This window comes from Kitasatospora sp. NPDC056076, assembly GCF_042266305.1.
Lineage (GTDB): Bacteria > Actinomycetota > Actinomycetes > Streptomycetales > Streptomycetaceae > Kitasatospora.
This window is the reverse complement of sequence record NZ_JBHJWG010000012.1, coordinates 118,884-135,463: the sequence shown is the minus strand read 5'-3', so window position 1 is coordinate 135,463 and position 16,580 is coordinate 118,884. Positions and strand designations below refer to the sequence as shown.

The following is a 16,580-nucleotide window of genomic DNA, read 5'->3' as shown; positions in this document are numbered from 1 at the left end:
GGTCCTTGCGGGGAGGGTGGGGGTGGCCGGTGGGGGGTGGGGGCGGTGTCAGGTCAGCTGGGCGTCGATGAAGGCGAACAGCTCCTCGGCGGTGGCGGCCTCGATCAGCGCCGCCACGTCCTCCGCCGGGTCGGCCGTCTCCGCCGCGACCTGCGGTTCCGCCGCCCCCGTCACGGGTTCCGGATCGGCCGCCTCGGCCGGTGCGAGCGCGGCGTCCAGCACCGCGACCAGCTCCGGCAGCGTCGGCGCCTCGAACAGCAGGGTGACGGGCAGCTTGACCTCCGTCGCCGCGCCGAGCCGGTTGCGGAACTCGACCGAGGTGAGCGAGTCGAAGCCGAGCTCGCCGAACGGCCGGTCGGCCGGGACGGCCTCGGGCCGGCAGCCCAGGACGGCGGCCATCTGGGTGCGGATCAACTCGGCGAGCAGCTCCGCGCGTTCGTCGGCGCCCAGCCCGGCCAGCTCCTCCCGCAGCGGCCGGTCGCGCCGCCCGGGGGCGTTCCCGGGCCGCTGCGGCCCGGCGGCGGCCAGGACGGAGCGCAGCACCGGCGGCAGGTCGCCGCCGAGCTCGCGCAGCGCCGCGCGGTCCAGCCGGGCGGGCAGCAGGGCGGCGTGCGGGGACGGCAGGGCCGCGTCCAGCAGGGCGAGGCCGAGCTCGGGCGCCATCGCGACCAGTCCGGCCCGGGCGAAGCGGGCGCGGTCGGCGGCGCCGAGCCCGCCGAGCATGCCGTCCGGGTCGTCCCACAGGCCCCAGCCGAGGGCGAGCCCGGGCAGGCCCTGGGTGCGGCGGTGCCGGGCGAGCGCGTCCAGGAAGGCGTTGGCGGCGGTGTAGCCGCCCTGCCCGGCGCCGCCGAGCGTCGCCATCACGGAGGAGATCAGCACGAAGGCGGTGAGCGGGTGGTCGGCGGTCAACTCGTGCAGGTGCCAGGCGCCGTCGGCCTTGGTCCGCATCACCCGGTCGATCCGGTCGGGGGTGAGCGAGGTGATCGGGGCGTCGTCCACCACGCCCGCGGCGTGGACCACCGCGGTCAGCGGGTGCCGCTCGGGGACGGCGGCGATCATCGCGGCCACCGCGGCCCGGTCGGCGACGTCGACCGCGGCGAACCGCACCTCGGCGCCCGACTCCGCCAGTTCGGCGGCGAGTTCGGCCGCGCCGGGCGCGTCCGCGCCGCGCCGTCCGGCCAGCAGCAGCCGTCGGGCACCGTGGGCGGTGACCAGGTGCCGGGCGAGGGCCCGGCCGATGGCGCCCGTGCCGCCGGTGATCAGGACGGTCCCGTCCGGGTCGAGGACCGGCGGCACGGTCAGCACGACCTTGCCGACGTGCCCGCCCCGGCTCAGCAGCCCGAAGGCCTCGGGTGCGCGCCGCACGTCCAGGTCGGTCACCGGCGCCCGGCCGAACGCGCCCTCGGCGAACAGCTCGACCACCCGGCGCAGCAGCCGGCCGAGGTGCTCGGGCGGCAGCTCCAGCAGGTTCATCGCCCGGTAGCGGGCCCCGGGGTGGGCGGCGGCCACCTCGGCGGGGTCGCGCCGGTCGGCCCGGCCGAGTTCGACCAGCAGGCCGCCGGGGCGCAGCGACCGCAGGGACTCGTCGACGGCCGCACCGGTCAGCGAGTTCAGGACGAACGCCATCCCCCGAGCGCCGGAGGGGAGTTCGGCGAAGCGCGCGCCGAAGCCGGGCTCACGGGAGGAGGCCAGGTGGGCGTCGTCCAGCCCGAGGGCGCGCAGGGCGGGCCACTTGGCGGGGGCGGCGGTCGCGAAGACCTCCGCGCCCAGGTGCCGGGCGAGTTGGACGGCGGCCGTGCCGACACCGCCCGCCCCGGCGTGGATCAGCACGGCGTCGCCCGCGCGCACCCCGCCCAGTTCGACCAGGGCGTGCAGGGCGGCCAGGTGGGCGACCGGCACGGCGGCGGCCCGGGTGAAGGACCAGCCCTCGGGGATCCGCACCAGGGTGCGGTGGTCGGCGTGGGCGACGGTGCCGAGGGCGGCGGGGAACAGGCCCATCACCCGGTCGCCGACGGTCAGCCCGGTGACCCCGGGGCCGGTCGCGGTGACCACGCCCGCGCCCTCCAGACCGAGCGGGCCCGGGTCCCCGGCGTGCAGGTCCAGCGCGCCCAGGACGTCGTGGAAGGTGAGCCCGGCGGCGCGGACCGCGATCCGGACCAGGCCGGGGCCCGGTGTGGCGGCGGCCTCGGGGCAGGGGCGCAGCTCCAGGGCGTCGAGGGTGCCGGGCTCGGAGAGGTCCAGCCGCCAGTCCACCGCGTCCTTCGGGACCGTCAACGCGCGCTCCCCCGCCGCGGATCGCAGCCGGGGCACCAGGACGGATCCGTCCCGGACGGCCAGCTGGTGCTCCTCCGGCGTCAGCGCCTCGGCCGGGACCCCGGCCGTCTCCGGCCCGAGGTCGACCAGGACGAACCGGCCCGGGTGCTCGACCTGGGCCGTCCGCACCAGCCCCCAGGCCGCCGCCTGGGCGAGGTCCCGGACGGTCTCGCCGCCTCGGACGGCGACCGCCCCGCGGGTCACCAGCACCAGCCGGGCCCCGGCGAGCCGCTCCTCGGCCAGCCAGCGGCCGAGCAGGTCCCGCGTCCGGCGGGTCACGGTACGGGCCGCCGTCGCCGGGTCGGTCCCGTCCGCGCCCGCCGGACAGTCCACCAGGACGTGTGCGGGCGGCCCGGCCGCCGTGCACAGCGCCTCCAGGTCGAGGGCGTCCCACGGAACGGTTGCCTGACTGTCCGTCAGATCACTTTCGATAGATCCCAGTTGCTCCCAGTCGAGGGCGAACAGCGAGTCCCGCGCGGCGGCTTCGGGATCGACCGAGCCGCCGGTCTCCGCGACCGGGCACAGCTCGACCGACTCGACCAACCCCACCGCCGCCCCCGAGGCGTCCCGCAGGGTCAGCCGGAGGCCTCCGCCCGCGGCGGGCACCGCGTGCACCCGCAGGGCCGTCGGGCCGGCACCGCCGGTCAGCGACACGCCGCGCCAGCGCAGCGGCTGGGTGCGCCGCCCCTGCTGCCCCAGCGCGTCGGCGATCAGCCCGTGCAGGGCTGCGTCGAGCAGGGCGGGGTGCAGGCGGTGGGCCCCGGCGGCCCCGGCGGCCGGCTCGGGCAGGACGGCCTCGGCGAACCGTTCGCCGTCGCGCCGCCAGGCGGCCCGCAGTCCCTGGAACACCGGCCCGTACGCGTGGCCGTGCAGGGCGAGGTCCTGGTACGCGCGCTCCGGCGGCACCGGCACGGCGCCGGTCGGCGGCCACTCCCCGGCCTCCCCGGCCTCCCCGGACGGTACGGCTCCAGCGGCCCCGAGGGTGCCGGTGGCGTGCTCGGTCCACTCCCCGCCGGTCACCCGGCCGGAGATCCGGCAGGTCCGCAGCCCGGCGCCGTTCTCGCCGGTGATCCGGACCCGCAGGTCGACGGCGCCGTCCGCGGGCAGCACCAGCGGTGCGGTGACGGTCAGTTCCTCGATCCGGGCCGCCCCGGACCGGGCACCCGCGTGCAGGGCCAGGTCCAGGAAGGCGCTGCCGGGCAGCACGACCGCACCGGCGAGGGCGTGGTCGGCCAGCCAGGGGTGGCTGCGGATCGCCAGCCGTCCGGTGAACACCGTTTCGCCGTCGCCGAGTTCGACGGCCGCGCCGAGCAGCGGGTGGTCGGCCGGGGCCTGGCCGAGGCCGGCGGTGCCGGTCGGTCCGGCGGTGGCGGTGAGCCAGTAGCGGCGCCCCTGGAAGGGGTAGGTGGGCAGCTCGGGGCGGTCGGCGGCGGTGCCGGTACCGGTGCCGGTGAGCCGGTCCCAGGCGATCGGCAGGCCCCGGACGTGGGCCTCGGCGGCGGAGGTGAGGAAGCGGCGCAGTCCGCCGTCCTCGCGGCGCAGCGAGCCGGTCACCGTCCCCTCGACCCCGGCCTCCCCCAGGATCCGGCCGATGCTGGCGACCAGCACCGGGTGCGGGCCGACCTCGACGAAGGTGGTGTGGCCGGCGGCGATCAGCGCCTCGACGGCCTCCTGGAAGCGCACGGTGTGCCGCAGGTTGGCGTACCAGTAGGAGGCGTCGAGCCCGGCGCCGTCCTGCCAGTCGGCGGTGACCGAGGACATCAGCGCCGTGCCGCCGCCGCGCGGGGTCAGCGGCGCCAGCCCGGCCAGGATCCGTTCCCGGATCGGTTCGACCGCCGGGCAGTGCGAGGCGAAGGCCGCCGGGATCACCCGGGCCTCGACGCCCTCGGCCCGGTAGCCGTCGACCAGTTCGGCGATCGCCGCCGGCGGCCCGGCCACGGCCGTACTGCCGGGGCCGTTGACCGCGGCGACGGCCAGCGGCTCGACGAGCCGTTCCCGCACCCGCGCGGCGGGCAGCGGGACGACGGCCATCGCGCCCTTGCCCATCAGCTCGATCGCCACGCTGCTGCGCAGCGCGATGGCGCGGGCGCCGTCCTCCAGCGAGAGCGCCCCGGCCACCACGGCGGCGGCGATCTCGCCCTGGGAGTGGCCGACCACGGCGTCCGGGACGACCCCGGCGGCGCGCCACAGTTCGGCCAGCGACACCATCACCGCCCACAGCGCGGGCTGCACGACGTCGATCCGGTCCAGCAGCGGCGCCCCGGCCAGGACGTCCGCCAACGACCAGTCCACGTACGGCGCGAGCGCCCGCTCGCACTCGGCCAGCCGGGCCGCGAAGACCGGGCTCTCGGCGGCGAGCGCCGCCGCCATCCCCTGCCACTGGCCGCCCTGGCCGGGGAAGACCAGGACGGTCCGCCCGGGCTCGCCGGCCCGGCCGGTGACGACGGCGCGGTTCTCCTCGCCGCGGGCCAGGGCGTCCAGCGCCCGGTCGGCCTCGGCGCGGTCGGCGGCGATCACCACGGCGCGCTCGTCGAAGGCCGTACGGGCGGTCAGGGCCGGTGCGGCCGCGGTCGGGTCGAGCGGGGCGGCGGCCAGCCGCCGGGCCTGCTCGCGCAGCGCCTCGGGGGTGCGGGCGGACAGCACCACCGGCACCACGGGCGGGCGCTGCGGCTGCTCCGCGGTTCCGGCGTCGGTCCCGGCCTCGGTCCCGGCGTCGGTTCCGGCCTCGGTTCCGGCCTCGGTTCCGGCCGCGACGACGGGCGGCTCGGTCAGGATGACGTGCGCGTTGGTGCCGCTGATCCCGAAGGAGGAGACGCCGCCGCGCCGGGGCCCGCCGGTCCGCGGCCAGGGCCGGGCCCGGTCGAGCAGGGCCACCGCTCCGGCCGTCCAGTCCACGTGCGGGGACGGCCGGTCGACGTGCAGGGTCGCGGGCAGGGTGGCGTGCCGGATCGCCTGCACCATCTTGATCACGCCGCCGACGCCGGCCGCCGCCTGGGCGTGCCCGATGTTGGACTTGAGCGAGCCCAGCCACAGCGGCCGCCGCCCGTCCCGGTCCTGACCGTAGGTGGCGAGCAGGGCGTTCGCCTCGATCGGGTCGCCCAGCGCGGTGCCGGTGCCGTGCGCCTCGACGGCGTCGACCTGGCGCGGGGTGAGTCCGGCGTCGGCGAGGGCGTCCTCGATGACGCGCTGCTGGGCGAGGCCGTTCGGCGCGGACAGCCCGTTGGAGGCGCCGTCGGAGTTGACGGCGCTGCCCGCGACGACCGCCAGCACCGGGTGGCCGTGGCGGCGGGCGGCGGAGAGCCGCTCGACCACCACCATCCCGGCGCCCTCGCCCCAGCCGGTGCCGTCCGCCTGCGCGGAGAACGCCTTGCAGCGGCCGTCGGCGGCCAGCACCCGCTGGCGGGAGAGCTCGACGAACATGCCGGGGGTGGCCATCACGGTGACGCCGCCGGCCAGGGCGAGCGTGCACTCCCCGGAGCGCACCGAGCGCACCGCCTGGTGCAGCGCCACCAGCGAGGCCGAGCAGGCGGTGTCGACGGTCAGCGCGGGGCCGTTCAGGCCGAGCAGGTAGGCGATCCGGCCGGAGACCACGCTCACGCTGGTGCCGGTCAGCAGGTGCCCGGCGACGCCGGGGCCGGCCGTCTCCATGCCGGGCCCGTAGTCGGCATGCATCGCACCGGCGAACACGCCGGTCCGGCTGCCCGCCAGCGCCGTCGGGTCGATCCCGGCGCGCTCCAGGGCCTCCCAGGCGACCTCCAGCAGGAGCCGCTGCTGCGGGTCCATGGCGAGGGCCTCGCGGGGGCTGATCCCGAAGAACTCCGCGTCGAAGTCCGGCGCCTCCCGGACGAAGCCGCCCCGGCGGACGTACGAGGTCCCGGTCCGGTCCTGGTCCGGGTGGAAGAGTGCGGCCAGGTCCCAGCCGCGGTCGTCCGGGAAGTCCCCGGTGGCGTCCGTCCCGGTGTCCACCAGGCGCCACAGGTCCTCGGGCGAGCGCACCCCGCCGGGGTAGCGGCAGGCCATGCCGACGATGACCACCGGGTCGTCCTCGTCCGGCTCCGGCGCCGCGTCGGTCCCCGGCGCACCGGTCACGTCCGGCGACGGGGGCTGCGCCACCGGCTCCGGGCCGGCCCGGAGCGCCCCGATCGCGCCGGCCAGGGCGGCCGGGCTGGGGTGGTCGTACAGGACGGTGCTCTCCAGTGCCAGGCCGGTCGCGGCCGACAGCCGGTCGCGCAGTTCGAGCGCCATGGCGGAGTCCAGGCCCAGTTCCCGGAAGGTCCGGCCGGGCCGGACCTCGGCGGCCGAACCGGCGTCCAGCACCACGGCGGTGTGGCTCCGGACCAGCTCCAGCAGCGCCCGCTGGTCCACGGCGGGGGCCTGCGGTGCGACGGGGTCCTCCGGCATGACGGGCGCCTGCGCTACGGGCGCGTCCGCCGTGCCCCCGCTCTCCTCCGGCTTCGCCCCCGGCAGCCCCGCCGGCCAGCAGGAGCGCCGCTGGAACGGGTACGTCGGCAGGTCGACCAGCGGCGCCGTGCCGGGCAGAAGCGCCGCCCAGTCCACCGCGACGCCCCGGACGAAGGCCTCGGCCGCCGCCGTGAGGAAGCGGCGGCGGTCCCCGCGCCCGCGCCGGAGCGTGCCGAGCACCGCGCCCGCGCCGCCGCGCGCGTCGACCGCCTGCCGGAGGCCCAGCGCCAGCACCGGGTGCGGGCTGATCTCCAGGAAGGCGGTGTGGCCCGCGTCCAGCAGCCGCTCGACGGCCGGCCCGAAGCGCACCGGCTCGCGCAGGTTGCGGTACCAGTAGTGGGCGTCCAGCTCCGCGGTGTCCACGGGCGCCGCCGTGACGGTGGAGTGGAACGGCACGTCGACGGCGCGCGGGGCGACCCCGGCGAAGGCGGCGAGCAGCTCCTCCCGCAGGTCCTCGACGGCCGCGCTGTGCGAGGCGTAGTCGATCGGCACCCGGCGGGTGCGCACCCGCGGCCCGTAGTGGGCGGCCAGCGCGTCGAGCGCGTCGGCCGGGCCGGCCACCACCGTGTGCGCGGGCCCGTTGACGGCCGCGACCGACAGCGCCGGGTGCACCGCCGCGAGGTCCGACCCGACCTCCCCGGAGGGCAGTTCGACGGACAGCAGGCCGCCCCGGCCGGCGATCCGGTTCAGCGCCCGGCTGCGCAGCGCGACGATCCGCGCGCCGTCCGCCAGCGACAGCGCGCCCACGGCGGTGGCGGCGGCGATCTCGCCCTGGGAGTGGGCCACCACGGCGGCGGGCTCCACCCCGGCCGAGCGCCACAGCGCGGCCAGCGACACCATCACCGCCCACAGCGCGGGCTGGATCACCTCGTCGCCCGCCAGGGCCGGCGCTCCCTCGGCGCCGCGCAGCACGTCCGTCAACGACCAGTCCACGTACGGGCGGAGGGCCTGCGCGCAGGCGTCGATCCGTTCGGCGAAGACCGGCGATCCGTCGAGCAGTTCCGCCGCCATGCCGGCCCACTGCGAGCCCTGGCCGGGGAAGACGAAGACCGGACGGACCGGCGGCCCGTCGTGCCGGCCCTCGACCACGGCCGCCGACGGCTGCCCGGCCGCCCGTGCCGCCAGGGCGGCGAGGAAGGCGTCCCGGTCGTCCGCGACGACGACGCAGCGCTGTTCGAAGGTGCTGCGGGTGAGGGCCAGCGAGCGGCCCACCGAGGCCGGTCCGAGCTCCGGACGCTCCGTCACCCGGGCCCGCAGCCGCTCCGCCTGGTCCCGCAGCGCGGGTTCGTCCCGCCCCGAGAGCACCCAGGGCAGCGCCCCGGCCGCGCCCCCGCCGCCCGCCGGCGCGGGCTCGCCCGCGCGCCAGTCGGCCAGCAGCACGTGGCAGTTGGTGCCGCCGATGCCGAAGGAGCTGACCCCGGCGAGCAGCGGCCGCTCGGGCGCCGGCCAGTCCCGGAGCCCGGTGTTGACCGCCAGGTTGAGGTCGTCCAGCGGGATCCGCCCGCCGGGCCCGGTGTGGTTCAGGCTGGGCACGAGTTCGCGCGCGCCGACGCACAGCACGGCCTTGATGAGCCCGGCGATCCCGGCCGCGCCCTCCAGGTGGCCGATGTTGGTCTTGACCGATCCGACCAGCAGCGGGTCGCCCGCCGCCCGGGCGGTGCCCAGCGCCGCGCCGAGCGCGGCGGCCTCGACCGGGTCCCCGGCCCGGGTGCCCGAGCCGTGCAGTTCGACGTACTGGACCTCGCCCGGCTCGACGCCCGCGTCGGCGCAGGCCGCGAGCAGCACCCGCCGCTGCGAGGCCCGGCCGGGGGTGGGCAGCGTCTCGGTGGCCCCGTCGTTGTTCAGGGCGCTGCCGCGGATGACGGCATGGATCCGGTCGCCGTCCCGGACGGCGGCCTCCAGCGGTTTGAGGACGACGATCCCGCCGCCCTCGCCGCGGACGTAGCCGTCGGCGCGGGCGTCGAAGGTGTGGCAGCGCCCGGCGGGCGAGAGCGTCCCGGCGCGCTCCAGGGCCAGGGTGCTCTGTGGCGCCAGGATCAGGCTCACCCCGCCGGCCAGCGCGAGTTCGGACTCACCGCTGCGCAGGCTGGCGCAGGCCAGGTGCACGGCGGTCAGCGAGGAGGACTGCCCGGTGTCGACCACCAGGCTCGGCCCGTGCAGGCCCAGCGCGTAGGAGATCCGGTTGGCGGTCACCCCGCGCTGCAGTCCGGTCAGGGTGTGCCCGGTGACCGCCTCGGGGCCGAGGCCGTGCAGCAGCGCGGCGTAGTCGTCGGCGATCACGCCGAGGAACACGCCGGTCCGGCTGCCGGCGAGCCCGGCCGGTCCGGTCCTGGCGTCCTCCAGGGCCTCCCAGGCCAGTTCGAGCGCCAACCGCTGCTGCGGGTCCATCGCGACGGCCTCGCGGCGGGAGATGCCGAAGAACTCCGGGTCGAAGCCGTCCACCCGGTCGAGGAAGCCGCCGCGGGCCGGCCCCCGGTCGCCGGGGCGCCCGGTGACCGCGTCCCCGCCGGCGCGCAGCAGCCGCCAGAACGCCTCCGGCCCGTCCGCCTGCGGGAAGCGGCAGCCGATCCCGACCACCGCGACCGCCCGGGGCGGGAGACCGTCCGCTTCGCGCCCAGCCATGCCCTGCATCGATGCACCCCCGTGAACCCCGGACAGTCGGACCGCAGGCGACCGGGCACGGCACAACAGGCCACTCCCTCAAGTGGCCTGATGCACCGTCACCCGGTCTAGCCCCGGGCCCCCGCCGACCCGTTCCCCGTAGTCGGCATGCACCCCTGAGCTGTCTGCGTGATCGACAGAGTATCAGCGTCCTTAGTCACGTCAACACCTCATCGAGTATCGGAACTGTCAGGAATGGACGCGCCCGGGCCGTCGGGTCGGGGGCCGCCGGGCCGGAAGTCGGCCGCCACCGCACGAATCCGGCCACTGCGTGAACCGACGCTTCCGGGTCCGGGAGACTGGGGATTACCCGAACAGGCGGCTGGTCATGCGGCATTGTAAGGACCGTGCGATCTGTTGAGGCAGACATGTCTATTCGGGAGGGGGCGGTTCCGGTGCTGGATCTGCGCGAGGTACGGACACTGTTGACACTCGGGGAGGAACTGCACTTCGGGCAGGCCGCCAAGAGACTGCGCGTGTCGCAGTCCAGGGTCAGCCAGACGCTGCGGGACGTGGAGCAGCGCATCGGCGGCCAGCTGTTCGAGCGGACCAGCCGTCAGGTCAGGCTGACCAAGCTGGGGGTGGGCCTGGTCGACCGGTTGAAGCCGCTCTACCAGGAGATGACCGCCGCGTACTCCGAGACGGTGGCCCAGGCCTGCGGCGTCGACGGACAGCTGCGGCTGGGCTTCACCGGCGCGGCCGGCGGATCGTACGCGGCGGGCCTGATACGCGCCGGGCAGGCGTACGCGCCGGAGTGCGACATCACCCTGCACGAGGTGGCCTGCAGCGACCTGCTCGGCCCGCTGCGCCGGGGCGAGGTGGACGCCCTGGTGGTGCGGCTGCCGATCGAGGAGCCGGACATCACGGTCGGGCCGGTGATCGGCCTGGAGTCGCGGATGCTGGCGGTCGCCCTGGACCACCCGGTCGCCGGGCGGCAGTCGATCTCGATCGAGGAGATCGCGCGCGAGACGGTGTTCGCCCTGGCGAACACCGCGCCCGACTATTGGCGGGACTTCCACCTGCCGGTGGCGACGCCCTCCGGGCACGTGCTGCGCCGGGGGCAGGAGGTGCAGACCTGCCAGGAGATCCTGTCCCTGGTGGCCGCCGGGAAGGGGGTCGCGCCGCTGGCGGAGTCGGTGGCCCGCTACTACGCCCAGCCGGACGTGGCGTTCGTCGCGATCCACGACCTGCCACCGGCGCCGGTGGCGCTGATCTGGCGCACCGCCGAGGAGAACGCCCGGATCCGGGCGATCGCGGACTGCGCGGCCCGACTGGCGGACGCCACCGTTCCCGGTCAGGTCCGCCGACGGGTCCCGGTCCCCGCGTCGGCCTGACCGGGCTGCGAGGGGCCGGGCCGCGCGGGGCCGGGCCGCGAGGAGCCGGGCCGCGAGGAGCCGGGCCGCGAGGAGCCGGGCCGCGACTCCCCCGGCGGCACCCGACCCGACCGGGGCCGCCCGGGCCGCGCCCGCGCCGCGGGCAGCACCGCGGCCACCGCGACGGCCGACAGCAGGAAGGCCCCACCCACCCCGACCAGCCGGGAGGCGACACCGACCAGCAGGGAGCCGGCCCCGGTGCCCACGTCGTACGCCATGTTCCAGGCGGTGCTGGCCATGCCGCGACGGGCCGGTCCGGTCCGGGCGAACACCAGCACCAGGGTCTCGTTCTGCAACGCCCCGAACCCCGCCCCGCAGACCGCGGCCGCCAGGGCCGCCGGGACCGTCGCCGCAGCGGTGAGCAGCACCGCCGCGGCGATGCCGCCCGTGCCGAGGGCCGCGGCGATCACCGCCGGGACCAGCGTGCGGCCCTCACCGAACCGGTCGGCGAGCCCGCCCGCCGCCAGCCGGCCCAGGATCATCGCGGCGGACAGCGCGAACAGCACCACCGCCGCCGCTCCCGGGGCCGGCAGCGCGAAGGCCACGAACGAGGTGACGCCGCCCACCGCGGCCGCACTCGCGGCCAGCAGCGCCAACAGGCCGACCAGCGGGGCGAATCCGCCGGCCGGCGGGTGCGGTGGAGCCGTCGGCGCCGGCCCGGACGCCGCCACCGCCGCGGGCTCCACCCCGGACGGCTCCACCGCAGCAGGCCCGTCGGCAGGCACCGCGGCCGGCACCACCAGCGCCCACGCGAGCGGTACCGCGAGCCCGCCCAGCACCGTCGCCCCCAGGAACACCACCGGGAAGCCGAAGGTCTGCGCGCACCACACCCCCAGCGGCAGGCAGACCACCTGCGGGAGCCCCGCGGCGGCCCCGTACCAGCCGACCACCGCGGCCCGCCGGCCCGGCGGGGCCAGTTCGGCGGCCAGCGCGCTGCCCGCCACGGCGGCCATGCCGAACCCCGCGCCCCGGACGGCCGAGACGGCCAGCACCCACCCGAGCGCGGGCGACAGCAGGTAGGCCGCCGTCGGCAGGCTGAGCAGCAGGGAGCCGGTCACCAGCAGCCGGCGCAGGCCGAGCGCCGGGACCAGCCGGCCCATGCACAGCTGCACCAGGATGCCCGCGCCCATGGTCACCCCGGTGGCCGCCCCGGCGCCGACGCCCGAGGAGCCCCCGGTCGCGGACCAGAGCGGCACCACCGAGAGCAGCGGCGCGTAGTCGGAGAAGACGGCGAAGGTCGCGGCCAGCAGCAGGGGGAGGTTGCGCGCGCGGGTCACGCCCCGGCGCCCGGCTCCCCCGGCCCCGCGGAGCCGGACAGCGGTGCGGCCGCGTCGGCCGGTTCGCCCGCTTCGGCCGCGTCGCCCGCGTCGGCCGGTTCGCCCGCTTCGGCCGGCCAGCGGGGCGAGCGTCCGAGCATCGCCAGGATCCGGTCCAGCCGGCCGGTGCTGCCGGTGGCCAGCCCCGGCCGGAAGGAGGACCCGGGCTGGAGCCGGTTGCTCCCGTCCGGCACCTCCTCGACGTACGGGAGCACCGCGTCGAGCAGTTCCGCCTCGTACGCGGCGGGCACCCCGATCGCGGCGGCCACGTCCCAGCCGTGCACCACGTAGTCGACGAAGTGGAAGCCGATCGCCGTACGGGCCGGGAACATCTGTCCGCCGCGCACCTCGGGCAGCCAGAACTCGGTGTCCAGCACGCCCTCGCGGGCGAAGGCCCGGGCGACCCGGGCCGAGGAGTCCCGGAAGGCACCGGCCCAGTCGTCGCCGAACTCGCGGTCCGCCCAGTCGGCGCGCTCGGTCCGCACGCCTTCGGCGGCGGCGGCGAAGCCGTGGTTCTGGCCGATCATGTGGGCCAGCAGCTTGTGCAGCGTCCACTCCGAGCAGGGGGTCGGCCGGTCGAGGTCGGTGGCCTCGACCCGGTCGACGATCTCCTCGGTGATCCGGAGCGCCCGCCGGTCCCAGGGCCGGATGTCGGGTGCGGTGGTGTCGGGCGCGGTGGTGTCAGGTGCGGTGTCGATGGGGATCACCTGTCCTTCGACTGCGGGCCGGACGACGTGACGCGCTGCCCCGGCAGCGACTGGCTCTGGCCGCGGAACTCGGCGATCACCTTGCCGTCCGCCCGGCGCACCGTGACGTCGTAGATCCCGCTGCGGCCGAACCGGGAGCGCTCCACCGCCTCGGCGGCGAGCTCGTCCCCGGCCGAGGCCGGGCGCAGGAAGGTCACCTGGGCCGCCTGGGCCACGGTGGCGACGTCGTGGGTGTTGCAGGCGTAGGCGAAGGCCGCGTCGGCGAGCAGGAACAGGTACCCGCCGTGCGCCGTGCCGTGGCCGTTCACCATGGTGTCGGCGAGCTTGAGGTGCGCGGTGGCGCGGCCGGGGCCGACCTGGTCGATGGTGATGCCGAGCGACTGGCAGGTCCGGTCGTCGGCGTACATGGCCTCCACGCAGCGCCGGGCGGTGGCCTCCGCCTCCGACGCCGCCGAATCACTGGTCATGGGTGGGCTCCTGGGGCTGTCGGGTCCTGGGCGCGGGTGGGTGCCGGTACCGCGATCGGTACCGGCACCCACCACAGCGATGTGACGATATATCAGTCGCTCGGGGCCGGTCAGCCGGCCGGAGCGATCTCCTCCGCCGCCCGCAGGCCCGAGCGGATCGCGCCCTCCATCAGGCCGAAGAACTCGGTGCTGGTCTCCGTGCCGGCCCAGTGCACCCGGCCGAACGGCTCGGTCAGCTGCGGGCCCTGGGCGAGCCAGTCGCCCGGCCCGAACAGCGCGGCGTAGCAGCCGCGGCTGTACTCCTCGTTGACCCAGTCGGTGACGTGGTAGCCGATCGGCTCGGGCAGCTGCGGGAAGAGCCGCCGGGCCTGGGCCAGGACGGCGCTGCGCTGCTCCTCGGCGGGCAGGGCCGCGAAGGTCTTGGCCTCGCTGCCGGTGACGAAGCCGGTCAGGATGCCGACGCCCTCGCCGGGGGGCGAGTCGTCCACGGTGGACAGCAGCGGCCCGTCGGAGCTGACCGACCAGCCGGACAGCCCGTGGTCGCGCCAGAGCGGCTTGGGGTGGATCAGGTGGACCTTGACGGCGCAGCCCCGCGCGGTGACCTCGCTCGACCGCGGCGCGGGCAGCTCCGGCCGGAACTCGACGGTGTCGGCCAGCAGCGGCGGCAGCGCGATGACCACGCTGTCGCCCTCGTGCACGCCCTGGTCGGTGTGCACCCGGACCCGGTCGCCGATCTGCTCGACCAGGCGCACCGGCCGGGAGAGCAGCACCCGGTCGCCGAGCTTGTCGGCCAGCAGCTCGCTCAGCCGGTGCGCGCCGCCGTCGACCCGCTCCTCCTGGGCGCCGCCCTGGAAGGCGTTGAGGTAGCGGATGCCGCCGCCGGAGTTCAGGTAGAAGGCCATGTGCAGCACCGACACGTCGGCCGGGTCGGCGGCCATCATCTCGCCGAGGAACAGCGGGAAGAACAGCCGGGCGTCGGGGTGCTGGACGTTCTGCTCGATCCACTCGGCCACGGTGAGCCGGTCCAGCCGCTCCGCGTCCGGGGTGAGGTGCGGGGCGTCCGCGCGGACCGCCTTGGTGACCTCGTCCAGCAGGTCGAACATCTCGCCGAGGGCGATCGGGCTGAGCGGCGGGAAGCGGCCGTCGGTGCTCTCCGGGTCGCCGCCCAGGGAGAACCGGCTCCGGCCGAGCATGGTGGTGGGCGCGGTGGCCAGGCCGAGGCGCTCGATCAGCGCCTTGAGCTCGGTGTGGCGCTCGCCGAGGTAGGCGGCGCCGGCGTCGGCCCACTGGCCGGGGGCGACCTCGAGGCCGTGGGTGCGGCCGCCGACCCGGTCGCGGGCCTCCAGGACGGTCACCTCGACGCCTCTGGCGGCCAGTTCGGTGGCGGCGGTGAGTCCGGCCAGGCCGGCTCCGACAACGATGACGCTCATCGGGCCGCACCTTCGATCAGCTTGGCCAGGGCGGCCGGGGTCGGGGCGTCGATGAACTCGGCGATGCCGAACTCCGCGCCGAACTCGCGGGCGACCCCGCTGAGCACCCGGGTGGCGAGCAGGGAGTCCCCGCCCAGGTCGAAGAAGTCCGAGTCGGCGGTCACCTGGTCGGATTCCAGGACCCGGCCGAAGATGCCGATCACGCTGTCGACGGTACCAACGGTGGACACGGTCATTCTCCTTGCGTCAGTTGCTGGTTGTGTACATCTGGTGGGTCCGGCGCCGGTCGACCTTGCCGCTCGCGGTGAGGACGAGTTCGGGCACGACGGTGATCCGGGACGGTACGAGGTGGCTCGGTCCCGACGTGCGCAGGTACCGGGCGAGCCCGGCCGCGAGGGTGTCGGCGTCGGCGTGCGGACGGGGTGTCACATAGGCGACCAGGACGGTGTGGTCGCCCAGCGCGGCGCCGGTGGCGGCGGCGGCCGCCACGTCCGGGTGGGCGCAGATCCGGGCCTCGACCTCGCCCGGGCTGACCCGGATGCCGCGGACCTTGAGCTCGTCGTCCAGGCGGCCCTGGTGGACGAGGACGCCGTCCGGCTCCCGGCGGACCCGGTCGCCGGTACGGAAGTAGCGCCCCGGCGCGCCGGGCAGGTCGAGTTCGGCGAACCGCTCGGCGGTGACCTCCGGCAGGCCCCGGTAGCCGAGCGCCAGCCCGTCCCCGCCGATCAGCAGCTCGCCGTCCTCGCCGATCTGCTCCCGGACGTGCGGCAGCGCCCGGCCGATCGGGACGACCCGGGCGGCCCCCGCGGCGACGGCCGGGCCGGCGAGCGGTCCGTGCAGGTCGATCGCGTGGGTGACCAGGGTGGTCTCGGTGCAGCCGTAGGTGTTGACCAGGCGGACGGCGTCGGCGCCGGGCAGCGCGCACCAGTCGTCGATCCGGGCCGGCCGGGCCGCCTCGCCGCCGATGACGACGGTGCGCAGGCTCTCCGGCAGGGCGGCCCGCTCCTCGGTCAGGTGGTTGACGAACTCGTGCCAGAACGCCGTGGGCAGGTCCAGCAGGGTGATCCGGTGCCGCTCGACCATCCGCAGGAAGCGCGGGAAGGAGGCCGAGTAGGCGTCCGCGTCGAAGACCAGGGTCGCGCCGACGGTGAGCGCGGGCAGGATCTCCTCGAAGCAGGTGTCCCAGTTGAGCGAGGCGAACTGGAGCACCCGGTCACCGGGGGCGACCGCGAACAGGGTGGCCAGCGAGGCCACCGAGGCGCCGATCGCCCGCCGCGGGGTGACCACCGGCTTGGGCTGCCCGGTGGAGCCCGAGGTGAACAGCAGGTAGGCGGGGGCGGCCGGGTCGGGCTCGGGCAGCCGGCCTTCCGGGAAGCCCTCGGGCTCCTCGCTGCCCGCGGCGTCGGACGGGTCCAGCACCGGCAGCCCGGCGGGCAGCCGCCCGGGGTCCGCGGCGATCGCGACGCGGACCTCGGCGGCCGCCAGCAGCGCGGCCGTGCGCTCCGGCGGGAACGCCGGGTCGATCGGGCAGTAGGTGCCGCCGGCCGCGAGCACGCCGAGCAGCGCCGCCACGGTGTCCGCGGAGCGGGAGGTCAGCACGGCCACCGTGCCGCGCTCCGCGCCGAGCCGGGCGGCGATCCGCCGTACCCGGCGCTCCAGTTCGCCGTACGTCACGGTCGACGTGTCGTCGACGACGGCGACGGCGTCCGGGTCGCGCCGGGCGGTGAGCAGGAACCGGCGGAGGACGTCCACCTCGGCCGGCTCGTAGCCGGCCGGCCGGTTGTCGTCAGTCATGGGAAGCACCTCGGGTAGACGTGAACCTGGACGTGAACCTGGACGTGAGCGGGGCGCG

The 16,580-nt window shown here is 76.8% G+C and carries 8 protein-coding genes; 1 reads left to right on the top strand and 7 read right to left on the bottom strand.

Annotation, left to right across the window (positions count from 1 at the left end; genetic code table 11):
• Positions 1–48: 48 nt before the first annotated feature.
• Complete coding sequence (locus tag ACFC1T_RS12835) at positions 49–9,396, bottom strand: type I polyketide synthase (protein WP_375887253.1); 9,348 nt, start codon at positions 9,394–9,396, stop codon at positions 49–51.
• Between the two features lie 407 nt (positions 9,397–9,803).
• Here ACFC1T_RS12835 and ACFC1T_RS12830 point away from each other — a divergent pair, with 407 nt between their 5' ends.
• On the top strand, positions 9,804–10,769 hold the full coding sequence (locus ACFC1T_RS12830) for a LysR family transcriptional regulator (protein WP_375887250.1): 966 nt from the start codon (positions 9,804–9,806) through the stop codon (positions 10,767–10,769).
• Here ACFC1T_RS12830 and ACFC1T_RS12825 read toward each other — a convergent pair.
• The 6 genes from ACFC1T_RS12825 to ACFC1T_RS12800 all read right to left on the bottom strand — a co-directional run bounded on the left by ACFC1T_RS12825 (position 10,730) and on the right by ACFC1T_RS12800 (position 16,522).
• Positions 10,730–12,085, bottom strand: a complete 1,356-nt coding sequence (locus ACFC1T_RS12825) for an MFS transporter (RefSeq protein WP_375887248.1) — start codon at positions 12,083–12,085, stop codon at positions 10,730–10,732. The two genes, ACFC1T_RS12830 and ACFC1T_RS12825, sit on opposite strands and share 40 nt — an antisense overlap.
• On the bottom strand, positions 12,082–12,831 hold the full coding sequence (locus ACFC1T_RS12820; protein WP_375887245.1) for a TIGR03086 family metal-binding protein: 750 nt from the start codon (positions 12,829–12,831) through the stop codon (positions 12,082–12,084). The genes ACFC1T_RS12825 and ACFC1T_RS12820 overlap by 4 nt, the downstream gene beginning before the upstream one ends.
• Positions 12,828–13,298: a hydroxyphenylacetyl-CoA thioesterase PaaI gene (gene paaI / locus ACFC1T_RS12815; RefSeq protein ID WP_375887243.1), complete on the bottom strand. Its 471-nt coding sequence runs from the start codon at positions 13,296–13,298 to the stop codon at positions 12,828–12,830. The genes ACFC1T_RS12820 and paaI overlap by 4 nt, the downstream gene beginning before the upstream one ends.
• A gap of 110 nt (positions 13,299–13,408) precedes the next feature.
• Entirely contained in the window at positions 13,409–14,728 is a 1,320-nt protein-coding gene (locus ACFC1T_RS12810) for a flavin monoamine oxidase family protein (RefSeq protein WP_375887242.1), read from the bottom strand.
• On the bottom strand, positions 14,725–14,958 hold the full coding sequence (locus tag ACFC1T_RS12805; protein WP_360237721.1) for a phosphopantetheine-binding protein: 234 nt from the start codon (positions 14,956–14,958) through the stop codon (positions 14,725–14,727). The genes ACFC1T_RS12810 and ACFC1T_RS12805 overlap by 4 nt, the downstream gene beginning before the upstream one ends.
• Positions 14,959–14,974: 16 nt before the next feature.
• The gene (locus tag ACFC1T_RS12800) at positions 14,975–16,522 is read right to left on the bottom strand and encodes an amino acid adenylation domain-containing protein (protein ID WP_375887241.1); all 1,548 of its coding nucleotides are present in this window, start codon (positions 16,520–16,522) and stop codon (positions 14,975–14,977) included.
• Between the last annotated feature and the right edge of the window lie 58 nt (positions 16,523–16,580).

Bases quoted from the DNA above. Each gene is read 5' to 3' on its own strand.
- ACFC1T_RS12835 (WP_375887253.1), bottom strand. From the start codon at position 9,396: ATGGCTGGGCGCGAAGCGGACGGTCTCCCGCCCCGGGCGGTCGCGGTG.
- ACFC1T_RS12830 (WP_375887250.1), top strand. From the start codon at position 9,804: ATGTCTATTCGGGAGGGGGCGGTTCCGGTGCTGGATCTGCGCGAGGTA.
- paaI (WP_375887243.1), bottom strand. From the start codon at position 13,298: ATGACCAGTGATTCGGCGGCGTCGGAGGCGGAGGCCACCGCCCGGCGC.
- ACFC1T_RS12810 (WP_375887242.1), bottom strand. From the start codon at position 14,728: ATGAGCGTCATCGTTGTCGGAGCCGGCCTGGCCGGACTCACCGCCGCC.
- ACFC1T_RS12800 (WP_375887241.1), bottom strand. From the start codon at position 16,522: ATGACTGACGACAACCGGCCGGCCGGCTACGAGCCGGCCGAGGTGGAC.